Origin of the sequence: Streptomyces sp. NPDC056222 (assembly GCF_042264065.1) — a bacterium.
GTDB lineage: Bacteria > Actinomycetota > Actinomycetes > Streptomycetales > Streptomycetaceae > Streptomyces.
Genome location: NZ_JBHJTL010000064.1, coordinates 1 through 24,907, shown reverse-complemented (window position 1 = coordinate 24,907; position 24,907 = coordinate 1). Strand labels below are relative to the sequence as shown.

General features: G+C 71.3%; 26 protein-coding genes. 13 read left to right on the top strand and 13 right to left on the bottom strand.

Annotated elements, in window-relative coordinates:
- Nucleotides 1–115: 115 nt before the first annotated feature.
- Genes ACFC0D_RS26135 through ACFC0D_RS26125 form a run of 3 tightly spaced genes read right to left on the bottom strand, consistent with a single transcriptional unit; the run spans nt 116 to nt 2,342 of the window.
- Nucleotides 116–526: a RidA family protein gene (locus ACFC0D_RS26135; protein WP_361854879.1), complete on the bottom strand. Its 411-nt coding sequence runs from the start codon at nt 524–526 to the stop codon at nt 116–118.
- A complete protein-coding gene (locus ACFC0D_RS26130) occupies nt 523–1,284 on the bottom strand; it encodes an IclR family transcriptional regulator (RefSeq protein ID WP_376440538.1) in 762 nt (253 codons plus the stop codon). The genes ACFC0D_RS26135 and ACFC0D_RS26130 overlap by 4 nt, the downstream gene beginning before the upstream one ends.
- Nucleotides 1,281–2,342 carry a sugar kinase gene (locus ACFC0D_RS26125; RefSeq protein ID WP_376440535.1) on the bottom strand — a complete coding sequence of 354 codons (1,062 nt, stop codon included), beginning with the start codon at nt 2,340–2,342 and terminating at the stop codon, nt 1,281–1,283. The genes ACFC0D_RS26130 and ACFC0D_RS26125 overlap by 4 nt, the downstream gene beginning before the upstream one ends.
- A 123-nt stretch (nt 2,343–2,465) precedes the next feature.
- Here ACFC0D_RS26125 and ACFC0D_RS26120 point away from each other — a divergent pair, with 123 nt between their 5' ends.
- Nucleotides 2,466–3,749 (top strand): alanine racemase, encoded by a 1,284-nt coding sequence (locus tag ACFC0D_RS26120; protein WP_376440532.1) that lies wholly within the window; start codon nt 2,466–2,468, stop codon nt 3,747–3,749.
- Nucleotides 3,750–3,763: 14 nt separating this feature from the next.
- Nucleotides 3,764–5,368, top strand: coding sequence for an amidohydrolase family protein (locus ACFC0D_RS26115; protein WP_376440529.1), 1,605 nt, complete (start codon nt 3,764–3,766; stop codon nt 5,366–5,368).
- A gap of 28 nt (nt 5,369–5,396) precedes the next feature.
- On the opposite strand, the gene ACFC0D_RS26110 is transcribed toward ACFC0D_RS26115, so the two are convergent.
- From ACFC0D_RS26110 to ACFC0D_RS26100, 3 genes are all read right to left on the bottom strand, one after another.
- Nucleotides 5,397–6,074 carry a GAP family protein gene (locus tag ACFC0D_RS26110; RefSeq protein WP_376440526.1) on the bottom strand — a complete coding sequence of 226 codons (678 nt, stop codon included), beginning with the start codon at nt 6,072–6,074 and terminating at the stop codon, nt 5,397–5,399.
- 147 nt (nt 6,075–6,221) lie between these two features.
- Nucleotides 6,222–7,670, bottom strand: a complete 1,449-nt coding sequence (mptB, locus tag ACFC0D_RS26105) for a polyprenol phosphomannose-dependent alpha 1,6 mannosyltransferase MptB (protein ID WP_376440592.1) — start codon at nt 7,668–7,670, stop codon at nt 6,222–6,224.
- A 29-nt stretch (nt 7,671–7,699) separates the two neighbouring features.
- The gene (locus ACFC0D_RS26100; protein ID WP_376440523.1) at nt 7,700–8,158 is read right to left on the bottom strand and encodes a hypothetical protein; all 459 of its coding nucleotides are present in this window, start codon (nt 8,156–8,158) and stop codon (nt 7,700–7,702) included.
- Nucleotides 8,159–8,322: 164 nt separating this feature from the next.
- On the opposite strand from ACFC0D_RS26100, the gene ACFC0D_RS26095 reads away from it, so the two are divergent.
- The 6 genes from ACFC0D_RS26095 (at nt 8,323) to ACFC0D_RS26070 (ending at nt 14,703) form a co-directional block, all read left to right on the top strand.
- Nucleotides 8,323–9,534, top strand: coding sequence for a pyridoxal phosphate-dependent aminotransferase (locus ACFC0D_RS26095; RefSeq protein ID WP_376440520.1), 1,212 nt, complete (start codon nt 8,323–8,325; stop codon nt 9,532–9,534).
- Between the two features lie 82 nt (nt 9,535–9,616).
- The gene (locus tag ACFC0D_RS26090; RefSeq protein ID WP_376440517.1) at nt 9,617–10,009 is read left to right on the top strand and encodes a hypothetical protein; all 393 of its coding nucleotides are present in this window, start codon (nt 9,617–9,619) and stop codon (nt 10,007–10,009) included.
- Nucleotides 10,010–10,189: 180 nt separating this feature from the next.
- Nucleotides 10,190–11,308, top strand: coding sequence for a hypothetical protein (locus tag ACFC0D_RS26085; protein WP_376440515.1), 1,119 nt, complete (start codon nt 10,190–10,192; stop codon nt 11,306–11,308).
- Nucleotides 11,305–12,474, top strand: a complete 1,170-nt coding sequence (locus tag ACFC0D_RS26080; RefSeq protein WP_376440512.1) for a toxic anion resistance protein — start codon at nt 11,305–11,307, stop codon at nt 12,472–12,474. The genes ACFC0D_RS26085 and ACFC0D_RS26080 overlap by 4 nt, the downstream gene beginning before the upstream one ends.
- Entirely contained in the window at nt 12,471–14,126 is a 1,656-nt protein-coding gene (locus tag ACFC0D_RS26075) for a substrate-binding domain-containing protein (RefSeq protein WP_376440509.1), read from the top strand. Before ACFC0D_RS26080 ends, ACFC0D_RS26075 begins: the two co-directional genes overlap by 4 nt.
- Nucleotides 14,113–14,703: a hypothetical protein gene (locus tag ACFC0D_RS26070; RefSeq protein ID WP_376440506.1), complete on the top strand. Its 591-nt coding sequence runs from the start codon at nt 14,113–14,115 to the stop codon at nt 14,701–14,703. The genes ACFC0D_RS26075 and ACFC0D_RS26070 overlap by 14 nt, the downstream gene beginning before the upstream one ends.
- Nucleotides 14,704–14,853: 150 nt before the next feature.
- Here the strand turns inward: ACFC0D_RS26070 and ACFC0D_RS26065 are convergent, their stop codons facing one another.
- On the bottom strand, nt 14,854–16,689 hold the full coding sequence (locus ACFC0D_RS26065) for a phosphoenolpyruvate carboxykinase (GTP) (RefSeq protein WP_376440504.1): 1,836 nt from the start codon (nt 16,687–16,689) through the stop codon (nt 14,854–14,856).
- Nucleotides 16,690–16,884: 195 nt separating this feature from the next.
- Between ACFC0D_RS26065 and ACFC0D_RS26060 the strand changes: the two genes are divergently transcribed.
- Both ACFC0D_RS26060 and ACFC0D_RS26055 read left to right on the top strand, forming a co-directional pair.
- Nucleotides 16,885–17,577, top strand: a complete 693-nt coding sequence (locus ACFC0D_RS26060; RefSeq protein ID WP_376440501.1) for a hemolysin III family protein — start codon at nt 16,885–16,887, stop codon at nt 17,575–17,577.
- 17 nt (nt 17,578–17,594) lie between these two features.
- Nucleotides 17,595–18,209 carry a TetR/AcrR family transcriptional regulator gene (locus ACFC0D_RS26055; RefSeq protein WP_376440498.1) on the top strand — a complete coding sequence of 205 codons (615 nt, stop codon included), beginning with the start codon at nt 17,595–17,597 and terminating at the stop codon, nt 18,207–18,209.
- Here ACFC0D_RS26055 and ACFC0D_RS26050 read toward each other — a convergent pair.
- Genes ACFC0D_RS26050 through ACFC0D_RS26040 form a run of 3 tightly spaced genes read right to left on the bottom strand, consistent with a single transcriptional unit; the run spans nt 18,175 to nt 20,377 of the window.
- The gene (locus ACFC0D_RS26050; RefSeq protein WP_376440496.1) at nt 18,175–19,206 is read right to left on the bottom strand and encodes a glycoside hydrolase family 26 protein; all 1,032 of its coding nucleotides are present in this window, start codon (nt 19,204–19,206) and stop codon (nt 18,175–18,177) included. The genes ACFC0D_RS26055 and ACFC0D_RS26050 overlap by 35 nt on opposite strands.
- 1 nt (nt 19,207) lies before the next feature.
- Complete coding sequence (locus ACFC0D_RS26045) at nt 19,208–19,855, bottom strand: vitamin K epoxide reductase family protein (protein WP_376440494.1); 648 nt, start codon at nt 19,853–19,855, stop codon at nt 19,208–19,210.
- An 18-nt stretch (nt 19,856–19,873) separates the two neighbouring features.
- On the bottom strand, nt 19,874–20,377 hold the full coding sequence (locus ACFC0D_RS26040) for a DUF5949 family protein (protein ID WP_376440491.1): 504 nt from the start codon (nt 20,375–20,377) through the stop codon (nt 19,874–19,876).
- 173 nt (nt 20,378–20,550) lie between these two features.
- Between ACFC0D_RS26040 and ACFC0D_RS26035 the strand changes: the two genes are divergently transcribed.
- Nucleotides 20,551–20,943 carry a tyrosinase family oxidase copper chaperone gene (locus tag ACFC0D_RS26035; protein WP_376440488.1) on the top strand — a complete coding sequence of 131 codons (393 nt, stop codon included), beginning with the start codon at nt 20,551–20,553 and terminating at the stop codon, nt 20,941–20,943.
- The gene (locus ACFC0D_RS26030; RefSeq protein ID WP_376440485.1) at nt 20,927–21,793 is read left to right on the top strand and encodes a tyrosinase family protein; all 867 of its coding nucleotides are present in this window, start codon (nt 20,927–20,929) and stop codon (nt 21,791–21,793) included. Before ACFC0D_RS26035 ends, ACFC0D_RS26030 begins: the two co-directional genes overlap by 17 nt.
- An 88-nt stretch (nt 21,794–21,881) precedes the next feature.
- On the opposite strand, the gene ACFC0D_RS26025 is transcribed toward ACFC0D_RS26030, so the two are convergent.
- A complete protein-coding gene (locus ACFC0D_RS26025) occupies nt 21,882–22,163 on the bottom strand; it encodes a chaplin (protein ID WP_376440482.1) in 282 nt (93 codons plus the stop codon).
- Between the two features lie 292 nt (nt 22,164–22,455).
- A complete protein-coding gene (locus tag ACFC0D_RS26020; RefSeq protein ID WP_376440479.1) occupies nt 22,456–22,932 on the bottom strand; it encodes a hypothetical protein in 477 nt (158 codons plus the stop codon).
- A gap of 615 nt (nt 22,933–23,547) precedes the next feature.
- Here ACFC0D_RS26020 and ACFC0D_RS26015 point away from each other — a divergent pair.
- The gene (locus tag ACFC0D_RS26015) at nt 23,548–23,817 is read left to right on the top strand and encodes a hypothetical protein (RefSeq protein ID WP_376440477.1); all 270 of its coding nucleotides are present in this window, start codon (nt 23,548–23,550) and stop codon (nt 23,815–23,817) included.
- Between the two features lie 541 nt (nt 23,818–24,358).
- Here ACFC0D_RS26015 and ACFC0D_RS26010 read toward each other — a convergent pair.
- Nucleotides 24,359–24,625, bottom strand: coding sequence for a hypothetical protein (locus ACFC0D_RS26010; RefSeq protein ID WP_376440475.1), 267 nt, complete (start codon nt 24,623–24,625; stop codon nt 24,359–24,361).
- Nucleotides 24,626–24,907 lie beyond the last annotated feature (282 nt).

The following is a 24,907-nucleotide window of genomic DNA, read 5'->3' as shown; positions in this document are numbered from 1 at the left end:
CTCGTTTTTGGGTAGGGGGGAGCGCGGCACGGCGTCGCGGGGACGAACGCCGTGCCGTGGAGGGGCGGTTTCAGCAGAATCAGCTCAGGTTCGGGGGCGGGTTTTCAGCCGGTTTTCAGCCCAGGACCGCGAGAGCGTCGATCTCGATGAGGAGGCCCTTGGGGAGGCCGACGTAGACCGTCGTACGCGCCGAGGCGGGCGCCTTGAGGCCCTGCTCCTCGAAGTACGCGTTGTAGATCTCGTTCATCTCGGCGAAGTGGTCGACGTCGGTGAGGTAGACGCGCATCATCATCACGTCGTCCCAGCTCGCGCCACCCTCCTCCAGGATCGCCTTGACGTTGGCGAAGGTCTGGAGGGTCTGCTCGCGCAGCGTCGGGCCGGCCGGGGTGGGCGCCTGGCCCTCGACGGCGGGGAGGAAGCCGACCTGGCCGGCGACCTGGAGGATGTTGCCCTTCTTGACGCCGTGCGAGAACTTCGCGGGCGGGGCGGTGTGGGTGGCGGGGGTGAGGGCGATCTTCTCGGTCATGTCCGGTCCTTGGTAGGGGTGTTGCCTGAGTAGTCCCGGCTGATGGCGTCGGCGGTGCGGCGCACCAGCGGGAGCAGGGTGAGGAGTTCCTCGGCGGTCACGACCACATTGGGTGCCGAGACCGACATGGCTGCGACGACGCGGCCGTCGGCACCGCGGATGGGGGCACCGATGCAGTTGATGGACTCCTCGTGGCCACCGAGGTCGGTGGCCCAGCCCTGTTCGCGCACGGTCGCCAGCTCCTTGAGGAAGGCGGCGGCGTTGGGGATCGAACGGGACGTGTACATGGGGTAGTCGAGCTTGGCGGCGATGGCGCGCCGCTCGGGCTCGGGCAGGTCGGCGAGCAGCAGCTTGGCGACGGCGGCGACGGTGATCGCGACGGGCTTGCCGATTCGGGAGTACATCCGGACCGGGTATCGGCTCTCGACCTTGTCGATGTAGAGCACCTCGCCCTCCTCGTGGACCGCGAGGTGGACGGTGTGTCCGATCTGCTCGTTGAGCGCGGTGAGGTGGGGGTGGGCGATCTCGCGGATGTCGAGGTTCTCGACGGCTTCCTGGGCGAGGGCGAAGAGGCGGGCGCCCAGGCGGTAGCGCTGGTCCTGCTGGCGGTAGACGAGCCCGTGCTCGTGCAGGGTGCGCAGCAGCCGGAGCGCGGTGGACTTGTGCACGCCGAGCCGGTCGGCGACCTGCCCGAGGTCGGCGGGGCCCTGGGCGAGCAGCGGCAGGATGCTCAGCGCGCGGTCGACGGTCTGGCTCATGACGTACGTACCTCCTGGTCGTCCCCCGTCCAGCCGGGGCCGAGGTGAAGTCTCCCCCAGCCCTCGTCGTCGAGGGCGACGAGCCGGTCGGCGTGTGCGGTACGGGCAGGGGCGCCCAGATCGCCGGGAACGGTGAGCGCGGCGGCGGCCATGAGGTGCCCGTGCCTGATCCGGGCGGTGGCGTCGAGCCCGCGGAGGGTGGCGGAGAGGAATCCGGCGGCGAAGGCGTCGCCGGCACCGACGGGAGCGACGACGTCGACGGTGGGGGCGGGGACGGTGGTGACGAGGTCCTGTCCGGGGGTGGGGGAAGAGCCGGCGCAGCGCTCGAAGACCACCGCGCCCGCACCACCTCGCTTCACCACGAGAACCCCGGGCTCCGGCAGCGCGGCCCGCACAGCAGCCGCCCCGCACACGCCCCACGCCTCCTCCGCCTCGTCCTCTCCCACGAACACCACGTCAGCGCCCCGCGCAAGCTCCAGCAGCACGTGTCCGCCCGCGGCCGCGTCGCGCCACAGCCCCGCCCGGAAGTTCACGTCGAACGACACCAGCGGCCGACCCGCCCGCGGCGCGGTCAGCGAACGGGTCAGCGCCAGGCAGTCGTCCGACAGCGCGGCGGTGATCCCGGACAGATGGAGCACCCGCCCGTCCGCGACGGAGTCGTAGGGCACGGTCGTCGGCGACATCGCCGACGCCGCCGATCCGGCCCGGTAGTACGCGACCTCGTGCCCGGCGGTCGCGCGGTCCGTTGCGGTACGGAAGTAGATGCCGGTCGGCCGGTCGGCGTCCCGCCCCACGGCGGACACGTCGACGCCGTACGCGGCGATCGTCTCCACGAGGTGGTCGCCGAAGCCGTCGCGGCCCAGCCGGCTGACCCACTTCGCCCGGTGCCCCGCCGCGGCCAGCGCGCACGCCACGTTGGACTCGGCGCCGCCGATGGTGCGGGCGAACGAGGGGGCGTCGGCGAGGCGGCCCGGCCGGGAGGGCAGAAAGGTGACCATGGACTCGCCGAGGCAGACGACGTCCACAGGCGGCGCGTCCACGGGCGGGGCTCCGGTCACGTGCGGACTCCTCGTCGATCATGCGGGTCCATTGACCCGGCGTTGGCCCGGATGTTAGACAGCATCAAGCGATATGCGCAATGACTGTTGCACATGATGCAACGACCTCGACGAGGAGGACCCATGCCCGCCGACCGGCCCACCCCTCAGCTGGCCAACGAGCGTGTCGACCACCGCTTCAAGGCCCTGCCCCCGGACGCCGAGGGCCTGACCGTCGGCGAACTGGCCGCCCAGCGCCGCAATCTGTTCACCGGCGGCTTCACCACCCCCGTCCTCGCCCTCTCCGCAGAGTCCGTCGAGCACAATCTGCGCCTCCTGGAGATCTACGCCGAGCGCCACGGCCTCGCCTTCGCCCCGCACGGCAAGACCTCGATGGCGCCGCAGCTCTTCGACCGCCAGCTGGAGCACGGCGCCTGGGGCATCACCGCCGCCGTCCCGCACCAGGCCCGCGTCTACCGCGCGCACGGCATCGCCCGGATCTTCCTCGCCAACGAGCTCGTCGACGCGCCCGCCCTGCGCTGGCTGGCCTCCGAGCTCGACGCGGACCCCGACTTCCGCTTCGTCTGTTACGTCGACTCCGTGCGCGGCGTCGAGCTGATGGACGCGGCGCTCACCGAGGCCGGCGCCCGCCGCCCCGTGGATGTCGTCGTCGAGCTCGGCGCCGGCGAGGGAGCCCGTACCGGAGCCCGTACGGAGGCCGACTGCACGGCCGTCGCGGACGCCGTCGCGGCGACCACGACGCTGCGCCTGGTCGGCGTCGCCGGCTACGAGGGCGAGGTCCCGCAAGCCACGCCCGAGCGGGTGCACGACTGGCTGAACCGCCTCGTCTCCCTCGCCGCCGACTTCGACAAGGCGGGCCGGTTCTCCCCCGGGGTCGAGGAGATCGTCGTCAGCGCGGGCGGCAGCGCCTGGTTCGACGCGGTAGCCGACGTCTTCGCCGGGATCCCCGAACTCTCCCTCCCCGTACTGAAGCTCCTGCGCTCCGGTGCGTACATCTCGCACGACGACGGCCACTACCGGCACCTCACCCCCTTCAACCGGGTCCCCGAGGAGGGCACGCTCCAGCCCGCGTTCCGGCTCTGGGCCCAGGTCGTCTCGCGCCCGACGCCCGAGCAGGCGTTCACCAACGCGGGCAAGCGCGACGCCGCGTACGACCTGGACCTGCCCGAGGCACAGGTGGTCCGCGACGGCCGTACGGGCGCGGTCCGCCCCGCCGACGGCATCGCGGTCACCGGACTGTCCGACCAGCACGGCTGGGTACGGACGGAGCAGGGCGCCGAGCTGGAGGTCGGTGACTGGCTGGGCATGGGCCTGTCCCACCCGTGCACCTCCTTCGACAAGTGGCAGCTGATCCCGCTGGTCGAGGCGGACGGCACGGTCGTCGACTACATCCGTACCTTCTTCTAGAGGAGCCGGTCACCATGGACCTCGTCATCCGCGACGTGGACGTCATAGACGGCTCCGGTGGGGACTCGTACCGCGCCGATGTCGCCGTCGACGGCGGCCGGATCGCCGCCATCGTCAAGGAGGCCGCGGCGGCGGGCTGTCAGCGCCCCACCGCCCGGCGCGTCCTGGACGCCGAGGGGCTCGCCCTGTCCCCCGGCTTCATCGACATGCACGCCCACAGCGACCTCGCGCTGCTCCGCGACCCGGAGCACACCGCGAAGGCCGCGCAGGGCGTGACCCTCGAAGTCCTGGGCCAGGACGGGCTGTCGTACGCGCCGGTCGACGACCGCACGCTCGCGGAGGTCCGCAGGTCGATCACGGGCTGGAACGGCGACGGATCCGACATCGACTTCGACTGGCGCACGGTCGGCGAGTACCTGGACCGCCTCGACCGCGGGATCGCGGTGAACGCGGCGTATCTGATCCCCCAGGGCACGGTGCGGATGTACGCGGTCGGCTGGGACGACCGCCCGGCGACCGACGCCGAGCTGAACAGGATGCGGCAGCTCGTCGCGGAGGGCATGGAGCAGGGCGCGGTGGGCATGTCCTCCGGGCTCACGTACACCCCCGGGATGTACGCGAAGGACGCCGAACTCACCGAGCTCTGCAAGGTCGTGGCGGGGTACGGCGGTTACTACTGCCCGCACCACCGCTCGTACGGCGCCGGTGCGCTCCAGGCCTACGAGGAGATGGTCGCCCTCACCCGGGACGCGGGCTGCGCGCTGCACCTGGCGCACGCGACGATGAACTTCGGCGTGAACAAGGGCAGGGCCCCGGATCTCCTGGACCTGCTCGACGAGGCGCTGGAGCAGGGCTCCGACATCACCCTCGACACCTACCCGTACACGCCCGGCTGCACGACCCTCGTGGCGATGCTGCCGAGCTGGGCGAGCGAGGGCGGCCCGGAGGCGATCCTCGCGCGACTCCAGGACGCGGAGACCTCGGAGCGGATCCGCCACCATTTGGAGGAGATCGGCTCGGACGGCTGCCACGGAGTGCCGATCGAGTGGGACACGATCGAGATCTCGGGGGTCGGCGACCCGGGTCTCGCGTCCCTCGTCGGCAGGACGATCGACCGGTCGGCGCGGATGCGCGGGGAGTCCCCCTGGACCACCGCCCGGCGTCTGCTGATCGACGACCGACTCGGCTCGACGATCCTCCAGCACGTCGGCCACGAGGAGAACGTCCGCACGATCATGCGCCACCGGGTCCACACGGGCGGCTCGGACGGCATCCTCCAGGGCCTCAAGCCGCACCCGCGGGCGTACGGCACGTTCCCGGAGTACCTGGGGAAGTACGTACGCGAGGAGGGCGTCCTCTCCCTCGAGGAGTGCGTGGCCCACCTGACCTCCCGCCCCGCGGCCCGCCTCCGCCTCCCGGACCGCGGCCTGATCCGCGAGGGCTACGTGGCGGACATGGTCCTCTTCGACCCGACGACGGTGGCGGCGGGTTCGACGTACGAGGCCCCGCGCACCCTCCCGGTGGGCATCCCCCACGTCCTCGTCGACGGGAGGTTCGTGATCGAGGACGGCAGACGTACGGACGTCCTGGCCGGCCGCGCCGTCAGGAGGCAGCCGTGACGTGACGGTGGTCCGGCGCGCGGCGGCGTCATCGGCCGATTCCGCCGAGCCCCGCGCCGAGCACGTTGGCGCCCAGGAGGAGCAGCACGATCACCATGATCACGGTGCTGTTGGCGACCATGAACCGCCGAACACCGTCCAGGAGCGCCTCCGATCGCCGGCCGCCGGCGAACTCCACGGCGACGGCCCCGAGGACGGTGCAGGAACCGAGGAGCACGAAGAGGGCGACGGCCCCCACGAGATCGGCATCGTGGAGGCCCGCTTCGGCGACAGCCGTGGCGGCCGACGCCGTCAGGACGACGTTCTTCGGGTTGGCGCCCGACAGAAGCGCGCCGAGAATCAATGAGCGCCATGCCGACACGTCGTCCAGCCGCGCCATCCACCGCGGCTCCTCGACCACGTCACCCGACCGCGGCCGCAGCCACCACTTGCGCACCCCGAGGACGATCAGTGCGGCTCCGGCGGCCACCCGGCCCCAGTCCGCGACCGACGACGAGGTGCTGTCAGGGTCGTCGGCCGCGCCGAACAGCGTCACGACGACGGTGGCCACGACCGCGAGTCCGGCGACCCAGCCGAGAGCGAACAGCGCGCCGTTGCGGCGTCCGTGCCGGCCGGTCAGGATCAGCACGACGCCGATCAGCGGGAAGGGGCTGAGCGCGACGGCGAGTGCGGCGGGCAGCACGGCCCCGATCGCCTGGAGCAGCACGGTACGACCTCCCTCCCGCACGTCGGTCGCTCCGAGGTGCCCTGTCGGGACGGTATCCAGCAGCCACCCGTCGAGCGCCTGTCACTTCGCCGTCCGAACGGGTCATTGCCCGTGGCCCCGCGCCGCCGACGGCCTCCCGCGTGCCGTCTACGAAGGCTTGTCGGCCCGGTCGGCGTGGGCCGTCCGGCGTGCCGGGACCGACGGCGCGATCCCTTCGGCGGGCCGCGCCCACGGCTCCCGCCGCGCCCACACGAGTCCCAGGGCGAGCACCACGCCGGCCGCCACGAACCCGTACCACGGTGTGTGTCCCGACGGCGCCGTCTCGTACACGAGCGCCGCGGAGAAGACGGCGAGCAGCTGCCCCGCCCGGGTGTCCCACGCCACCGCCGCGACGACGACCGCACCCCACAGCAGGTACCAGGGCTGCACCATCGGCGAGAGCGCCACCAGGGCCACCAGCGAGAGCCCGAGACCCACCACGGGCTCGATCCGCCCCTTCCACGCGCGCCAGGCGAGCGCCAGGATGATCGCCACCGCCGCGAGAAGTCCGAGCTTCTGCACCACGTCCTTCACCGGATCGGGGTCGTCCGCGAGGAGGAGCCCCAGCCCCAGCCCCACGTCGCTCGTGACCGACAGCGCGGTGTGGATGGCCCCGGCGACGCCCTGCGTCCGCAGCCAGCCGAACCCCGTTCCGGCCGCCACCGTGGCCACCGCGGCCACCGCACCCGCCACCAGGCCCGGCAGAGCGAGCCCCTTCACCACACCCCGTACGCCACCGTCCCGCCGCGCGACCATCACCCCGATGAAGAGCAGCGCGACCGCCGCGGGCGACTTGATCATCATCGCGAGCCCGACGAGGACACAGCCGAGCACCCAGCGCCCCCGCACCGCGAGCACGACGCCGCTCAGCATGAGCCCGGCCATGAGCCCGTCGTTGTGCATCCCGCCGACGACGTGAATGAGCAGCAGCGGATTGAGCGCGGCGAGCCAGAGTGCGCCGCTGCCGCCCCCCAGCCCCCTGACGGCCCGAACAATCAGCGCGAGCGCGCCGAGAGCGATCAGCCGCATCCCGAACACGGCGGGCACGATCTCCCCGCCGGTCACCTTCACCACGGCCTGCGCGAGGACGAGGAAGACCGGCCCGTACGGAGCGGGGGTGTCGGTCCAGTGCCCGCCGACGCTCGCCGCCGCGTCCGCCCCGAGGTCGCCGGGGCCGAGGACCGACGGCCCGCCCCCGTACACGTCGTGCCCCTCCAGGACCATGGCGCCCTGCGCGATGTAGCTGTACACGTCGGCGCTGTACAGCGGCGGCGCGAGCACCAGCGGCGCCGTCCACCACACCAGCGTGCCGATCACCCCGTCCCGCGCGTCCCGGACCCCGCGCGCCAGCAGCACCCCGTACCGCCACCAGGCCGCCACGAGCAGGGACAGACCCAGGTACGCGAGCAGGGCACCGGCCAGAGCCGACGCCGATCCGCGCGAGGCCCACAGCCCCCACGGCTCCCGCACCGGCAGCGTTCCGGCCGTGTACCCGCCCACCGCGACAGCCAGCGATCCGAAGGCGCCCAGCCAACGGCACCCGGAGGCGTTCCACAGGCCGCTCCACCGCGACACGACCGCCTGGCTCACTGCGTCCGCTTCTGTTGCCCGGGGGCGGAGCCCGACTTCCCGGGCTTGTCGGTCGTGGAACCGCCGGACGAACCGTCGGTGGCGCTGTCCGTCGTGGTGGCCTCCACGGTCGCCGTTCCGGAGGCACTCGGACGGGCCGAGGCCGCAGCCGACGCGGACCCGGACGGCTTCGACGCGGACGGCGCCGGTGTGCCGGTGGCACCGGTCTCCGCGCCGTCCTCCGTCGGATCGGCCTGGATCAGCGCCGGCAACCCCGGGCGGCCGTCGTCACCCGTCGGCGCTCCGCCGGTCTGCCCGGACCGGAACGCTCCGGAGACGACCGCGACCAGCAGTCCGAGGCCGACGACGCCGCCCCCGGCCAGCAGCCTGCGCCCCCAAGGGGCCGGCCGCGCCGTGGCATGACGGCGGCGTCGCCCGGGGGCGCGTGCGGCACGGTCGTCCTGGTGGCGGCTCATGGCCGCGAATTCTACGGAGCGGGCGCGCACCCCGGCGCACCGCCCACTTCCCCGGCCCCCGCCCCTCCCGCCGCCCCTCCCGCCGCCCCGTGCCGCCCTTCCGTTCCGCCCGACGTGTCCCAAAACACGAGGCGCCCTGCTCCGGCCCGCCGTAAGCTCTCGACATGCAGGTGATCCAGTCCACGAAGCTCGCCAACGTCTGTTACGAAATCCGGGGTCCGGTGCTCGAAGAGGCGATGCGGCTTGAGGCTGCGGGTCATCGCATCCTCAAGCTCAACACCGGAAACCCGGCCGCCTTCGGCTTCGAGTGCCCGCCGGCGATCCTCGAGGACGTCCTGCGCAACCTCGCCGACGCCCATGGTTACGGCGATGCGAAGGGGCTGCTCTCCGCCCGCCGCGCGGTGATGAGCCACTACGAGACCAAGGGCATTCCGCTCTCCGTCGAGGACATCTACCTCGGCAACGGCGTCTCCGAGCTGATCCAGATGTCGATGCAGGCGCTGCTCGACGACGGCGACGAGGTGCTGGTCCCCGCCCCGGACTATCCGCTGTGGACCGCCTCGGTCTCCCTGGCCGGCGGTACGGCCGTGCACTACCGCTGCGACGAGCAGGCGGACTGGATGCCGGACCTCGCCGACATCGAGCGGAAGATCACCGATCGCACCAAGGCGATCGTGATCATCAACCCGAACAATCCCACGGGTGCCGTCTACGACGACGAGATGCTCCGCTCCCTCACCGAGATCGCCCGCCGCCACAACCTGGTCGTCTGTTCGGACGAGATCTACGACAAGATCCTCTACGACGGCACCACGCACACCCCCACCGCCGCCATCGCGCCCGACCTGCTCGTCCTCACCTTCAACGGGATGAGCAAGAACTACCGGGTCGCCGGCTTCCGCTCCGGCTGGCTCGCGGTCTGCGGCCCCAAGGCCCACGCCACCTCGTACATCGAGGGGCTCACGATCCTCGCCAACATGCGACTGTGCGCCAACATGCCCGCGCAGCACGCGGTGGCCGCCGCCCTCCAGGGCCGGCAGTCGATCGAGGACCTGGTCCTGCCCGGCGGCCGGCTGCTCGAGCAGCGCGACACGGCGTACGAGCTGCTCACGCAGATCCCGGGCGTGACCTGTGTGAAGCCGAAGGGCGCCCTGTACCTCTTCCCGCGGCTCGACCCGAACGTCTACAAGATCAAGGACGACCGGCAGATGGTCCTCGACCTGCTGCGGGCCGAGAAGATCATGGTGGTGCACGGCACCGGCTTCAACTGGCACGAGCCGGACCACTTCCGGATCGTCACGCTCCCCACGGCCTCGGACCTGGCGGACGCGGTGACGCGGATCGGGCGGTTCCTGGACGGGTACAGCCAGCCGTAGCCTCTCACCTTCCGGACATGGCTCAACTTTAGATTGAATCCAAGCTAGGATGGCTGCAGAGCTACTGCAGGAGGCCGTCCCCATGTACGAACCGATCCGCACGAAGTCGGTCCACCGGATGGCCGACGACGACCAGGACGCGTACCCGCACCGTTCCCGCGAGGAAGAGCTGGACATTCAGCTCGCCGGGCATCTCGCCGCGCTGCTCGCCGTCACGGACGAGCTGGGCGACGCGGCGGCCGGAGAGCTCATCGCCCGGCAGGTTGCGCGGCTGCGCGGCGCGCCGCCGGCCCGTCATGCGGGCCTGAGTGGCTCGAACCCCCAGTCGCTGCACCGGCGCGCCCACGCCCTCGCGGGTCGCGCCCTGGTCGTCGCCGCCTCCCGGGCCGACACGGCCGTCGCGATCCTCGCCGCCGAGCGCATGGACGCGCACACCGCGGCACTGGCCTCCGACGAGCTGGTCAGCACCCCCTGACGGCCCCGGGCCCCGTGCCGGGGAGGCGCGCTGCCCGGGTGCCACCCAGCTCCGGACACCCCGGCGGCCGTCGCACCGCCCGGCCGGGTCCTCGCCCCGGAGGCGAGCACGGTACACGGCGCTCCGGTTCGGTACCGGGATCACCACTTCACCCCCCGTCCACCCAACTCCCCCTGGAATGTGGGCTTCCGCGAGCAACCTGCTCCCGTGAGACGCATCCTGGGAATCGTCCTCGCCGTCCTGCTCCTGGGCGGTGTGGCCGCCGCCCTCGTGGCGGGCGGCGGCAAGGACAAGGGCACGGCAACGAAGACCGTGCGAGGAGTGATCGGATCGGAGAAGGCGGAGTTCTTCGCCGATCCCAAGGTGGTGAAGACCCTGGCCGACAAGGGCTTCACCGTGAAGGCGGAGACCTCCGGGTCCTGGGACATGGAGCAACTGCCGCTCGACGGCTATGACTTCGCGTTCCCGTCGTCCAAGGCGCCGGCCGACGAGCTGCGGGCCCGGACGAAGGTGAAGGGCGCCGTGCTGCGCCCCTTCTACTCGCCGCTCGTGGTCGTCGCCCACAGCTCCGCCGCCAAGGTCCTCGCCGACAACGGCCTGGTCGCCCTGGGCGCCGGAGGCCGCACCGGCACCCTGCGCATGGGCCCGTACCTGGAGGCCGCGAAGGCGGACCGGACCTGGCAGCAGCTCAAGGGCGCGGCCGGACATCCCGAGTTGAGCGGCACGGTCTTCATCACGTCGACCGACCCGGTCGCCTCCAACTCCGGCGCGCTCTACCTGGCCGCGGCGAGCTATGTCGCCGACGGCGGCAAGGTGGCGGGCGACAAGGCGGCCGTGGACCGTACGGCGCCGCTGCTGCGCAAGCTGATCCAGGTGCAGGGCGCCCAGCAGTCCGGCTCGGACGCCCCGTTCCGCGACTTCATCAGTGGTGTCGGCAATCAGCTGGTGCTCGTGTACGAGTCCCAGGTCGCCTCCCCGCTCCTGGCGAAGCAGGACCTGGGTGACCTGGTGGTGCTGTACCCCGACACCACCGTGATCAGCGACCACACGGTCGTACCGCTCAGCGACAACGGCCGGGCGCTCGGCGAACTGCTCACCTCCGACAAGGAGTTGCGTCAGCTCGCGGTGGGCCACGGCTTCCGTCCGCAGGGCGCCGCCGCCGAGTTCACGGCCGCGACCGCACCACTCAAGGACCGCCTCAACCAGACCATGACCGGAGTCCGCCAGGCGCCCGTGCCCACCAGCGAAGTGCTGCACGAGATGGCGCGGCGGGCCCGTACCCAGGGGGACCCCGTATGACCACGCCCGAAGCCCCGTTGATCCTCACCCCGCCGGAGCCGGTCGCCCCGGTCCGTACCGAACAGGCCTCCGGTCTCGTCCCGCTCGACGAGTCCGTCCGCACGGAGATGACCCGCAGGGCGGTCGAGTACGTCGGCTCGCTCGCCGGGCTCGACACCCGCTCGCCCGAGTTCGCTGGCCGCATCGGGGAGATCACCACGCTCGGGGCCGGCGAGATGCGCAGCGCGGCGGCGCAGTCGAACCGGATGCTCGACCGTACGGTCCGCTCGCTGGCCGACGGCGGCGGCGACGCCCAGTCGCGGGTCGGCTCCTCGCTGGTGGAACTGCGTCGCACGGTCGAGGACCTCGACCCGCGCGACACCCCCGGCAGGGGTGCCCGGCGGCTCCTGTCCAAGCTGCCGGGCGGCAACAAGCTGCGCGACCACGTCGCCAAGTACGCCTCCTCCCAGGGCACGCTGAACCGGATCGTGGGGTCGCTGCGCGGAGGCCAGGACGAGCTGCGCCGGGACAACGCGGCGCTGCAGACCGAGCGGGCCAGGCTCTGGGAGACCATGGGCAAGCTCCAGGAGTACGCGGTCCTCACCGAGGCGCTCGACGCGGCCGTGGAGGAGCGCATCGCGCTGACGGCGGACCCGTCGGCGGCGGACGCCTTGCGCTCCGACGTCCTCTTCCCGGTCCGCCAGAAGCACCAGGACCTGCTGACCCAACTCGCCGTCTGTGCCCAGGGTTACCTGGCGATGGACGTCGTCCGCCGCAACAACGACGAGCTGATCAAGGGCGTCGACCGGGCGGCCACGACGACCGTCTCGGCGCTGCGGATCGCGGTGATGCTCTCCTCCGCGCTGGAGAACCAGCGCAAGGTGGTCGAGCAGGTGAACGTCCTGCGGTCGACGACGGAGGACCTGATCCGCGGCAACGCGGAGATGCTGGCGACCCAGAGCGGCGAGATCCAGCGCATCGCGGCGGACCCGGCCGTGGGCGCGGAGACCCTGCGCACGGCGTTCCAGCAGATCTACCGGACGCTCGACGCGATCGACACGTACAAGGTCCAGGCGACGGAGTCGATGGCGGCGACGGTCGAGTCCCTGACCTCCGAACTCCGCACGGCCGGCGCCTACCTGGACCGCACCCGCCGCAGGAGCGCACTGGAAGGCGGCCAGGAATGACACCCTCGGCACCGGGGTCCGGCAGACCGACGCCGGCCACCACCCCCACCGACGACGTGACCGCCCGCACGGGCTCTCGGCGCGCCACCCGCCCCTCCGCCCTGGCCCTCGCGCTCGTCGCGGTCATGGTCGCCGTCACCGCCTGCACCGCCGGTGGTGACGGCGACGACGGCGACGGCGGTACGCGGGCGAACTCGCCCCGCACGCTCCGCGTCCTCGCCTCGTCCGAGCTCGCGGACATGGAGCCCGTTCTCGAAGAGGCGCACAAGGCGACCGGGGTGACGGTCCGCCCCACCTACGCCGGCACGCTCGACGCCGTCGAGCAGATCGCGTCCGGCGCGGCGGAGAAGTCGTACGACGCTGTCTGGCTCTCCTCCAACGACTACCTGCGGCTGCGTCCCGACACCGCGAAGAAGATCACCGGCGAGACCCCGATCATGACCTCCCCGGTCGCCCTCGGCCTCCGGCCGGGCGCCGTGGCCGGCCTCGGCTGGGACCCCGCCAAGGTCACCTGGTCGCAGATCCACCAGGCCGTCGCCGACAAGAAGCTCGGCTACGGCATGACCGACCCGGCCCGTTCCAACTCCGGCTTCTCCGCGCTGGTCTCCATCGCCTCCGGGCTCTCCGGCGCGCAGTCCGCCCTCACCGAGAAGGACGTCGCCGCGGCCACCCCGAAGCTCAAGGAGTTCTTCGGGGGCCAGAAGCTGACGTCCGGCTCCTCGGGCTGGCTGGCCACCGCCTGGTCCCGCCGCACCGACGTCGACGCACTGATCAACTACGAGTCCGTGCTGCTCAACTCGGCCGAGAAGCTCACGGTCGTCCGCCCCGCCGACGGTGTCGTCACCGCCGACTACCCCTTCACGCTCCTCACCTCCGCGAGCCCGGACGCGAAGCAGGCGGCCGCGAGCCTCACCGCCCATCTCCGCACGCCGAGCGCCCAGCGGATGATCACCAACCGGACCCTGCGCCGCCCGGTGGTCCCTGGTGTGGAGCTCGCGGCGCCGCTCACCGCCGACCAGCGCCGCGAACTGCCCTTCCCCGGCAGCCGGTCCGTCGCCGACGGCCTCCTCGACGCGTACGAGAACAAGCTCCGCCGCCCCTCCCGCACCGTCTACGTCCTCGACACCTCCGGCTCCATGGAGGGCGAGCGGCTGACCCGGCTCAGGTCGGCGCTGGCCGAGCTGACCGGGGACTTCCGGGACCGCGAGACGGTCACCCTGATGCCGTTCGGCTCCGCGGTGAAGCAGGGCGAGGTCCGTACGTACACGGTCGACCCGGCCGCCCCGCAGACGGCCATCGACGCCATGCGCGCCCAGGCTGGCGGGCTCTCCGCCTCCGGCGGCACCGCGATCTACTCCAGCCTGAAGGAGGCGTACGAGCATCTCGGGACCGCGTCCGACGACGACACCTTCACCTCGATCGTGCTGATGACGGACGGCGAGAACACCGACGGCGAACCGGCCACCGCGTTCGACTCGTTCTACCGGGGCCAGTCGCCCGCCCAGCAGCGGACACCGGTCTTCCCGATCCTCTTCGGGGACTCCGACCGCACCGAACTCGACCACATCGCGTCCCTGACCGGCGGCCGGCTCTTCGACGCCACCAAGGGCTCGCTGGACGGAGCCTTCGAGGAGATCCGTGGCTACCAGTAAGGCCGTCGCCTTCCTCGAGTCCCGCAAGAACCTGACCGGCTGCGCCTGTGGCCTGGCCGGGCTGGCCCTCACCTTCACCGGTGCGGCCGGCTCCCTCTGGCCCGTGGTCGTCGTGGGCCTGTACGGCGCGGGCGCGCTGATCGCCCCGCCCGAGCGGCCGTCGGCGCCGGAGTTCCCTGACGCGGCGGAGCAGCTCGACGCCCTGCGGGCGGACTTCGCGACCCTGCGCGGCTATCTCGCGGAGGTCGAGCTGCCGCCCGCCGCGGCCGGCCGTCTCACCGAGCTGGACGCCCTGGTCGAGGCGCTGCTCGCGCCGGGCTGGGTGAGCGATCCGGAGCATCTGCACGTGCTGGCCCGGGCGGTGCGCCAGGACATCCCGGAGGCGGTGGACACCTTCGTACGGACGCGCTGGTGGACCCGGGTCACGCCGGGTTCCGAGCCCCCGGAGCGCCATCTCGAACGCCAGTTGACGGCGCTGCACGCCGAGGCCGCCGAGATCGCGGCCGCCCTCCAGGACGCGGAGGCGATGCGCCAGCGCACGCACACGCAGTACCTCGAAGACCGTCGCAATCCCTGACCTCGACCATCGGTCGAGGAACAGAAAGCACCGGCCCCCGAAGCCGTGAGGGGGCTTCGGGGGACCGGTGTGCATCGTGACGAGCCGTTCGTGACCCCACTGGTCAGGGCGGTGTTCGGGGCGACCCGCCACGAGTCTTGAGGTGCGGGATCAGCCCAGGCGCTCGACCAGCGCGCGGTACTCGTCCCACAGTTCCTTCGGGGTGTGGTCGCCGAAGGTGTTCAGGTGCTCGGGGACCAGGGCGGCCTCCTCGCGCCAGACGTCGCGGTCGACCTTGAGCAGGAACTCGAGGTCCTCCGCGGGCAGCTCCAGGCCCTCGGTGTCGAGCGAGTCGACGGTCGGCAGGATGCCGATCGGGGTCTCGACGCCCTCGGCCTTGCCCTCCAGGCGCTCCACGATCCACTTCAGGACGCGGCTGTTCTCGCCGAAGCCGGGCCAGACGAACTTGCCGGCGTCGTTCTTGCGGAACCAGTTCACGTAGTAGATCTTCGGGAGCTTGGCGGCGTCGCCCTTTGCCGCAGCGGTCCCCCCGACCTTGACCCAGTGGGCCATGTAGTCGCCCATGTTGTAGCCGCAGAACGGCAGCATGGCGAAGGGGTCGCGGCGCAGCTCGCCGACCTTGCCCTCGGCGGCGGCGGTCTTCTCGGAGGCGACGTTCGCGCCGAGGAAGACGCCGTGGTTCCAGTTGAAGGACTCGGTCACCAGCGGCACCGCGGAGGCACGACGGCCACCGAAGAGGATCGCCGAGATCGGCACGCCCTTGGGGTCCTCCCACTCCGGCGCGGCGATCGGGCACTGCGAGGCCGGGACGGTGAAGCGGGCGTTCGGGTGGGCGGCCGGCGTCTCGGACTCGGGCGTCCAGTCGTTGCCCTTCCAGTCCGTGAGGTGGGCCGGGGGCTCCTCGGTCATGCCCTCCCACCAGACGTCGCCGTCGTCGGTCAGCGCGACGTTGGTGAAGACGGCGTTGCCCCAGAGGGTCTTCATGGCGTTGGCGTTGGTGTGCTCGCCGGTGCCGGGCGCGACGCCGAAGAAGCCGGCCTCGGGGTTGATCGCGTAGAGGCGGCCGTCCTCGCCGAAGCGCATCCAGGCGATGTCGTCGCCGATGGTCTCGACCGTCCAGCCGGAGATCGTGGGCTCCAGCATGGCGAGGTTGGTCTTGCCACAGGCGGACGGGAACGCGGCGGCGACGTACTTGGACTCGCCCTGCGGCGGGGTGAGCTTGAGGATCAGCATGTGCTCGGCGAGCCAGCCCTCGTCACGCGCCATGACGGACGCGATGCGCAGGGCGTAGCACTTCTTGCCGAGCAGGGCGTTGCCGCCGTAGCCGGAGCCGTACGACCAGATCTCACGGCTCTCGGGGAAGTGCGAGATGTACTTGGTCGAGTTACAGGGCCACGGCACGTCCTCCTGGCCCTCTTCCAGGGGGGCGCCCAGCGTGTGGACGGCCTTCACGAAGAAGCCGTCGGTGCCGAGCTCGTCGAGGACGGCCTGTCCCATGCGGGTCATGGTGCGCATGGAGACGGCGACGTACGCGGAGTCGGTGATCTCGACGCCGATCGCGGAGAGCGGCGAGCCGACCGGGCCCATGCAGAAGGGCACGACGTACATGGTGCGGCCACGCATCGAGCCCTGGAAGATGCCCTTCTCGCCCGCGAAGATCTCCTTCATCTCCGCCGGGGCCTTCCAGTGGTTGGTCGGGCCCGCGTCCTCCTCCTTCTCGGAGCAGATGAAGGTCCGGTCCTCGACGCGCGCGACGTCGGTCGGGTCGGAGGCGGCGTAGTACGAGTTCGGTCGCTTGATCGGGTCAAGCTTCTTGAACGTGCCCTTGGCGACGAGCTCCTCGCAGAGGCGCTCGTACTCGGCCTCGGATCCGTCGCACCAGACCACGGCGTCCGGCTGCGTGATCGCCGCGATCTCGTTCACCCAGGAGATCAGCTCCTGGTGCTTGGTCGGAAGGGTGGTGGGAGCCGCGTTCTCGCGCGCCACGATTGCTCCTTGATGAGGGGTTTTTAGATGTCTGCCCCGTGGGGGCTGCGACCCGGATGCGTCGTAGCTGCTCATCCGGTGCCGACCGCACTCATTTGATCATCCGACGCATACGCCCATATGTCCAGAGGGCCGCACACGTGAGCATCGCCACTCCTATCCGGGACCTACGGGGGCGTAGGTAGCATTCGGCTCATGACTTCAGCCGTGCCGGACGTGACCCGGATAGAGCACACCTCGTCCCACCCGCATCTGCTGAAGCCCAGGCTCAGAGGCTGGCTGCACGCGGGCATGTTCCCGGCGGTGATCGTCGCCGGTCTCACCCTCGTCGCGCTCTCCGACTCTCCGCGCGCCCGGATCGCCTGCGGGATCTACGTCCTCACCGCCTGCCTGCTCTTCGGCATCAGCGCGCTGTACCACCGCGGCAACTGGGGCCCGCGCGGCGAGGCCATCCTGCGGCGCCTCGACCACGCCAACATCTTTCTGATCATCGCGGGCACCTATACCCCGCTCACGCTGCTGCTGCTCCCCGATTCCACCGGGCGGCCGCTCATGTGGGCGGTCTGGGCCGCCGCCGCGGCCGGCATCGCCTTCCGGGTCTTCTGGGTCGGCGCCCCGCGCTGGCTGTACACGCCCTGCTACATCGCGATGGGCTGGGCCGCCGTCTTCTTCCTGCCCGACTTCATGCGGGCCGGCGGCATCGCCGTCCTCGTCCTCGTCATCGTCGGCGGACTGCTCTACAGCGCGGGCGGCGTGATCTACGGCATGAAGCGGCCCAACCCGTCCCCGCGCTGGTTCGGCTTCCACGAGGTCTTCCACTCGCTGACCCTGGCGGCCTTCATCGTCCATTACGTCGGCATCTCGCTGGTCGCCTACCAGCACGCGTGAGCCCCACAATGGCGGCCATGGCCGCCGAACAGAGCCCTCCGCCCAGCCTGCGCGAACGCAAGAAGCTCAGGACCCGCGCCGCGATCCGGAAGGCCACCTACCAGCTCGTCGCCGAGCAGGGGTACGAAGCGGCCACCGTGGAGCGCATCGCGGCGGCGGCCGACGTCTCCCCCTCCACCGTGGTGCGCTACTTCCCGGTCAAGGAGGACATCCTCCTCACCGACGAGAGCGACGCCGTCCTCGACGCCCGGCTGCGGGCCCGGCCGGCCGGCGAGGAGCCGCTGGAGTCCCTGCGCGCCGTCGTCCTCGACGCGGTCGCGACGGCGCTCGCCGACGAGCCGGAGGAGACCCGGCTGCGCGCCCGCGTCATGGTCGAGGTCCCGGCCGTACGGGCCCGGCTCACCGAGACCGCCGCCGAGACCGCGCAGTTGCTGGCCCGCGCCCTCGCCGAGCGCACCGGCCGCGACGCCGACGACCTGGAGGTACGGGTCTTCACCGCGGCGGTCCTCGGCGCCCTGCGCGAGGCGACCGTCTACTGGGCCGAGCGCGGACAGACCGACGACCTGGTCCGCCTTCTCGACCGGACCGTCGACACCCTCAAGGGTGGTCTGTCGCTCCGAGCGCTCCCCTGACGACCCGCCCCGACTCCGGATTGTCCGGACACCCCCACACCCCGTGCGGGCAGTAGTCCGTGAACGTCTGGTAGACCGGCCGGTGCCGCGCGAACCAGTCGAGCATCCCCCGTACGTACGCCGGATTGTCGCCGTTGCGGAAGAGACCCCACTCCGGGTACGAGACGGGCTTGCCGTGCTCGGCCGCGAAGCGCACATGGTGCGCCAGCCCGAAGTCCTCGGTGACCTGCTCCTCGAAGGAGAGCCCCTCGGGCTGGTCGTAGGCGTCGAGCCCGATGATGTCGACGTACGCGTCACCCGGGTAGCAGCGCGTCCACTCCACCGCGTCCCGCCCCCGGCTGGCGGTGAAGTCGAAACGGAACCGCTGTCCCGGCACCGCGCGCAGCACGTCCACCACCCGCCGCCAGTACGCCTTCCAGCTCTCCGGGTCCGGTCCACACCGGTGGCTGTAGGTGGTGCCGTTCATCTCCCAGCCGACCACGAGCACGGCGTCGGAGAGCCGGTTCTCGACGAGCCGCTCCCCCAGGATCCGGAAGTGACCGTCGTACGACCCCGCCGCCCCGCGCCGCAGCCCGGCCCTGACCTCGGCGTCCGCCAGCCCCTCCTCGTTCCGGTCGAGCAGCGGCACGTTCAGGACGAAGAGCCGCCCCGGCTGCTCCTCCTTCCACCGCGCCCACGGCTCGAAGAGCTCGCGATGGCCCTCGATGTTGGACCAGCGGTCGCCCGGAAGATAGGTGTGTCCGACGGTCAGCGACCCGCCGCCCAGCCAGCGCTGCACCTCGGCGATCCGCCGCACGCCGGCCTCGTCGGAGCCAGTGAAGAAGCCGGACGGCACCGTCACCGGCGTCGGGTCGGGCACGGACGGCGTCGGGTCGGGCGCGGCCGGCGCCGCGAGATGCCGGGAGCCCGGCGCGATGCGGCCGTCGGGCAGGACGAGCGCGAGAACGGCCGCGAGCAGCACGATCAGTGCTGCCCGCGGCCAGGAGAGGAGAGTCACGTCAGCTCGTCCAGAAATCCCACCATCGGGTCAGGATCAGCATCCCGATGATCCCGATGTGCAGGACGGGCAGCGCGAAGGTGAAGTCCTCGAAGAACCCCTTCACGGCGGCGGGCATGGGCAGCACACCCGTGCGGACGTTGTGCGAGGTCACGTACCAGAACATGACGATCGTCGCGGTCCAGGCCAAGCAGCACCAGAGGCAGAGCGCGTTGATCTCGTACAGCGACTGGTGCATCAGCCATGTGCAGAACCCGACGCCGAACAACATCCCGGCGTTCAGGCCCAGCCAGAACCAGCCGCGGTGGCGGGCACCGGCGAGGGCCCCGGCGCCGATGGCGACGACCATCCCGTACGTGACCAGGCCGAGCATCGGGTTCGGGAAGCCGAAGACCGAGGCCTGCTCGCTCTTCATGATGTTGCCGCAGGACACGACCGGGTTGAGGCTGCAGCCCGGCTGGAAGTTCGGGTCCTCCAGGAGCTTGAACTTGTCGATCGTGATGACCCAGGCGGCCAGCACCCCGGCCGCCCCGGTGATCATCAGCAGCAGACCGAGTGCCCGGCTCGCACCGATCGTCCCGGCGTCCTCCCGGGCCTCCTCCTGCCGCTGCCCCGGCAGCACCCCGCCCCGTACGTTGACCGTCGCCATGACGTGCCCCCTCGCCGCTCAGCCCTGCAGCCGCCGGACGGGCAGCAGAAGGTGCGCCGCGGCCCCCACGACCTCGTCGTCGGTGACGAAGGACCTCAGCCGCTCGTCCGTGAGCTCCTCTCCGGGCACCGCGTCGGGCCAGGGGCGGACGGAGCAGATGAGGTAGGCGTGCCCGTTCTCGTGGGCGGCCGCCTCCCACTCCTCCGGCACCGGGATCTGCACCTTCATGAACGGCAGGGTGAGCACGGCCCGCTGGGCCTCGACGAGCAGATGCGCACCGGTCCCCCGCTCGATCGAGGCGTCGACCACGCGGCCCCCGAGCGGCAGGCCCATGCCTTCGAGAGTGGCCCGCATCGCCTCTTCGCCGGCCTCGGGGCCCTCGCGGCCGTCCCCGAGCGAATACACCATCAGAAAGGGGGTGACGGGGATATCGGCGGTGGGACCGACGGTCCACGGAACGACGGTGAGCGTCCCGAAGGGGGATTCGCTGCGCGCCGAGGAAACGACATTGGGAGAGGTCATGAATCCGGATGCTAGTGGTCGAACAGCCGTCACCCCGGACCGAATTCACTCGATCGGCCGACATTCATCCCGCTGGCATGTCACTCGCAACGAAGTCGGGTTTCCATCGTTGTGCCCTGAGGGCTTCCCCTGCCTTCGGCGGGGGACCCCCAGCCGACATCAGGAGATCACTCATGATCGTCACGCGCCGCGTCGCTTTGCGGTCCCTCTTCACCCTGACCGTCGCCGCGTTCACCGGCGGCGCGCTGGCCCGTATCGCCACCGCGCCGCGCCGGCTCCCCGTCGCCTCCGGCGACATCTTCGACGAGATGTACGGGGGCCGCCGCATCCAGGCCCGCCGCACCCCCGCGGGGGTGCCCGAGGTTCTCGTCGACGGGCGGCCGCTGCATCTGATGCGCTGCGCGGACGGCGGCTATCTCACCCCGATCGACCATTACCAGACCTATCCGACGCCGCTGGCGGCCACCCGCGCGGCCGTGGACGAGCTGGGGTCCGCCCCGCTGAGCCGCTTCGCCGCCGCTCACGGTGTCCACCCGGGAGGGAGCTCGCGTGGTGTACACGCGTAAGAACCAGCGCGATCTGACGAGCGCCGAGCGGCGGAAGTTCGTGGCCGCGGTCCTGGAGCTCAAGCGGACGGGCGCGTACGACCGCTTCGTCCGTACGCACATCGACTACTACGTCGCCGACGGGGACAACCGTCTGCGCGTCGCCCATATGACGCCCAGCTTCCTGCCCTGGCACCGCAAGTTCCTGCTGGAGTTCGAGCGGGCGCTGCGCGGGATCGACCCGTCGGTCACCGTGCCGTACTGGGACTGGACCCGGGACAACACCCCGGCGGCCTCGCTCTGGAGCGAGGACTTCATGGGCGGCAACGGGCGGCGCAGCGACCTCCAGGTGACGACCGGCCCCTTCGCCTACGCGGGCGGCCGCTGGACCGTGGTGCACAACATGACCGAGGGCCGATTCCTGACCAGGGACTTCGGCCGCCCCTCGGATCCGATCTCGCTGCCGACGGAGGCGCAGCTCGACGAGGTGATGACGGAGACGGTGTACGACGTGGAGCCCTGGAACTCCACGAGCGCGTCGGGGTTCCGCAACCGGCTGGAGGGCTGGTCCCCGGGCCGGGGCAACGACCGCTTCCATATCCACAACCGAGTGCACCGCTGGGTCGGCGGTCTCATGCTCGGCGGGGCCTCCGTGAACGACCCGGTCTTCTGGCTCCACCACTCGTTCGTCGATCTGCTCTGGTCGCGCTGGCAGCAGCGCAATCCGCGGGCCGGCTATGTGCCGGTGCACCCCCCGCAGCTGGGCGAGTCGCAGTACCGCCGGATCGCTGCCCGCGACGAGAAGATGGGCCCATGGGGTGTCACCCCGGCCGAGATGCTCGACCACAGCGGGATCTACCGCTACGCGTAGCGGTCCGCGCGGAGCCCCGTACCGCGCTCACGAGAACGGAAGCGGCCCCCCGGCAGATGCCGGGGGGCCGCTCGCTACTGAGGGGTGATCAGCCGCCGTAGCCACCGTCGTGGCCACCCTTGTGGTGACCGTCGACGTTCGCGCACTGGTTGCCGAACGCCGGGTTGATCAGACCGATGATCGTCACGGTGTTGCCGCAGAGGTTGACCGGGACGTGGACCGGGACCTGCACGACGTTGCCGGAGGCGAAACCGGGAGAGTGGGCGGCAACGGCCTCGGCGCCCGAGTCGGCGACGGCCATGCCGGCTCCGCTGAGGGCAACGGCACCCGTGCCGGCGAGGACAGCTGCAGCCTTCGCGATGCGAGACATCAGGAACTCCTTGAACGTGGAAAGGCGACCGCGAGAATGACGGCCGACGTTCCCGTTCAACGCCGAAAAGGCGCACGGGTCACGGCCTTTAGGCCGGACGAGACGAAATGACGTGAGGAAGGCCCGCAGACCACCGGGATGCCCACCGTCGGATACGGCGGAGCGAACCCTGTGGATCTGCGGGCCACGGCCATGCGACAAGCCTTCTGTTGTAACGAGCAACGACCCCTCGGGTGGCGGGGAAGAATCGTGTCTTCACCAACCGGGCCATTGGTCGTACAAAAGACCGCCGTCAGGCCGTCGGCTGCGCCAGACCCGCCTGGGAATCCAGCGCTCCGCTCACCGCGGGAGTAAGGACGCCGACCTCCGGCACGGCGAGGTCCGGCAGTCCGAGCCTGTCGCCGCGCGGCGCGACGACGGGGTTGCCGACCGTCGCACCGGGGGTGGTCGCCTTCACGGGCGAGCTGGGGGTGGCGAACAGCGCCTTGCCGGGCTCGCTTCCCTCGATGAGCTCGGGCAGCGGGGCGGCGACGAGGGTCTCCGGGATCGTGCTGGAGACCGGCACCCGCGGCAGGGCGACGTCCGGCAGAAGGCCGGACTGCCCCTCCTGGAAGCCCGTGGGTCCCCCCGGCACCGGCAGCGGGACGCCGGAGGCCACCGAGGGAGCGTCCATCGGGATCACCGGTTCCAGGCCCTGGAGCGGAACGATCACCGGCGCCTCGGCGGCGGCCGCGGGAGCGGCCATGGCCGCGGAGGCGAGAGCGGTCATGAGGATTCCCATGCCGGCTTGAGATCGCAGATTCATGACTGCGTACGCCCTTCAGAGCAGGTGACGACGGTGCTGTGGTGATGCGCTCTGTGAACGAGCCCTCCGGAAGGAACGTCGCGAGATTCGCCCGTGTGCAGCAACGCGGAAGGCCCTCACCGGTGACGGCGAGGGCCTTCGTTGACGCTACGTCAGCACGGTTGATCAGTGACGGCGTCCGGCGCGAGCGACGCGCCCGGCGCGGATGTACACGACCGATCCGCCGATGAGCAGCGCGGCGCTGACGGCGGCCGCGCCCATGAGCGCGGAGTCGCCTCCGGTGTCGGGAAGTTCGGGCTTACCCGGCCCACCCGGCCCGCCGGGATGAGTCGGCGGAGCGGTTGTCGTCGGCGGCTTGGTCGGAGGCTTCGTCGGAGGCTTGGTGGGCGGCTTCGTCGGAGGCTTGGTGGGCGGCTTCGTCGGAGGCTTCGTCGGAGGCTTGGTGGGCGGCTTGGTCGGAGGCTTCGTCGGAGGCTCCGAGTGCGTCGGCGGCTTCGTCGGAGGCTTCGTCGGAGGCTTGGTCGGCGGCTTCGTGGGCGGCTTCGTCGGAGGCTCCGAGTGCGTCGGAGGCTTCGTCGGGTGCCCGCCCGGGTGGTCGCCCGGGTGGTCCCCCGGATGCTCGCCCGGGTGCTCGCCCGGGTGCTCGCCCGGGTGCTCGCCCGGGTGGTCGCCCGGGTGGTGCGGGTTCTCGTGACCGTCGTCGCCGTAGCCGTCCGGCTCGTCCTTGCCCGGACGGGCGCAGAGGTCTCCGACTGCGGCCGCGGCAGGGCCGTCGAGGTGCAAGGACTGCCCGCAGAGATCGGCGGGCAGGGGGACCTGAAGGTGGTGCCCGGCGCCCGGCTGGGGTGAGTCACCCGGACCGTCTCCGGTGTTCGCCGCCACGGCGAAGCCTCCGGTCAGCGACAGGATGCCTGTCGCTGCCGCGGCAGTGAACAGCTTCCGACTGATGATGGATCGCATTCCGCTCTTCCTTGGAGAAGGGAGAGACCGGCGAGGATCCCCCCTCGCTCCGACCGGCCTTTCCGCGCGCCCAGTGCGTCAGTCACACTGACGCACTGGTTACGGAACGTAAGGCTCAGGGGTACCGGGCAGATGCGCGCCGCGGCTGCGGTGCGAGGTCGAGCGCTGCCGTCTTCGGTCGCTCCATGAACCAACCTTCCGTGTGGGATTGGCGAGAGCGTAAGGAGCGGCACACTACGGAGAGCCGCGGCCACACGGCAGCCGAACAGAAAATCATTCTATCGGCCGATCACAGTGCGTAGCGGCCCGTGCCGGTGGGAGCGTCCGCCGACCGGCGGAACGAGGGGGGCGATCCAGGAGGGTCAGGACCGCGAAACGCGGTCGTCCGCGCGGGGGATGTGCGCGGTGGAGCGGTGCTGCCGAGTGTTCGTCAGCCGCCGAGCGGAAGGCCACCGATGAGCGGCGCGCTCCGGGTCGTCTTGTTCAGCTCGGTCGCGGTGTCCCCCACGGCCTTGACGACAGAGCCGTCCGTGGTGCTGCTCAGCGCGTCCGTCTTCAGGCCCTCGCTGGCAATCGTCGCGAGACCACCGTTCAGGCTGGTGGGGATCGCCATCGACTCGGCGGCCATGGCGGGCGCGGCGGCACCCAGGGCCATGACGGAACCGGCGACGACCGCGGCGACCTTGGTGGGCTTCATGAGGGGAGTCCTTCCTCTATGGCATCAGTTCACAAGCAAGTCGCTTGCTGTGCAGGCCTGTTGGGCATTCCCGCACGTCGTTCCTGCCTTCTGTAACGAGGGGCGCGGCCACCGGAAACTCCGGGAGGAGGGATTTCTCGACACTGCACCCGAAGGAAGGGGCGCGGTCGTATTTGCCGATCGGATATGCGAAACGCCGTGGCGGCCCCGGGGGGCGGGGCGGCGCCGCGGGGGTGGCCGCGCCCCCCCCCCACGCGCCCCGGCGCCCGGGCGGGGGGGGCC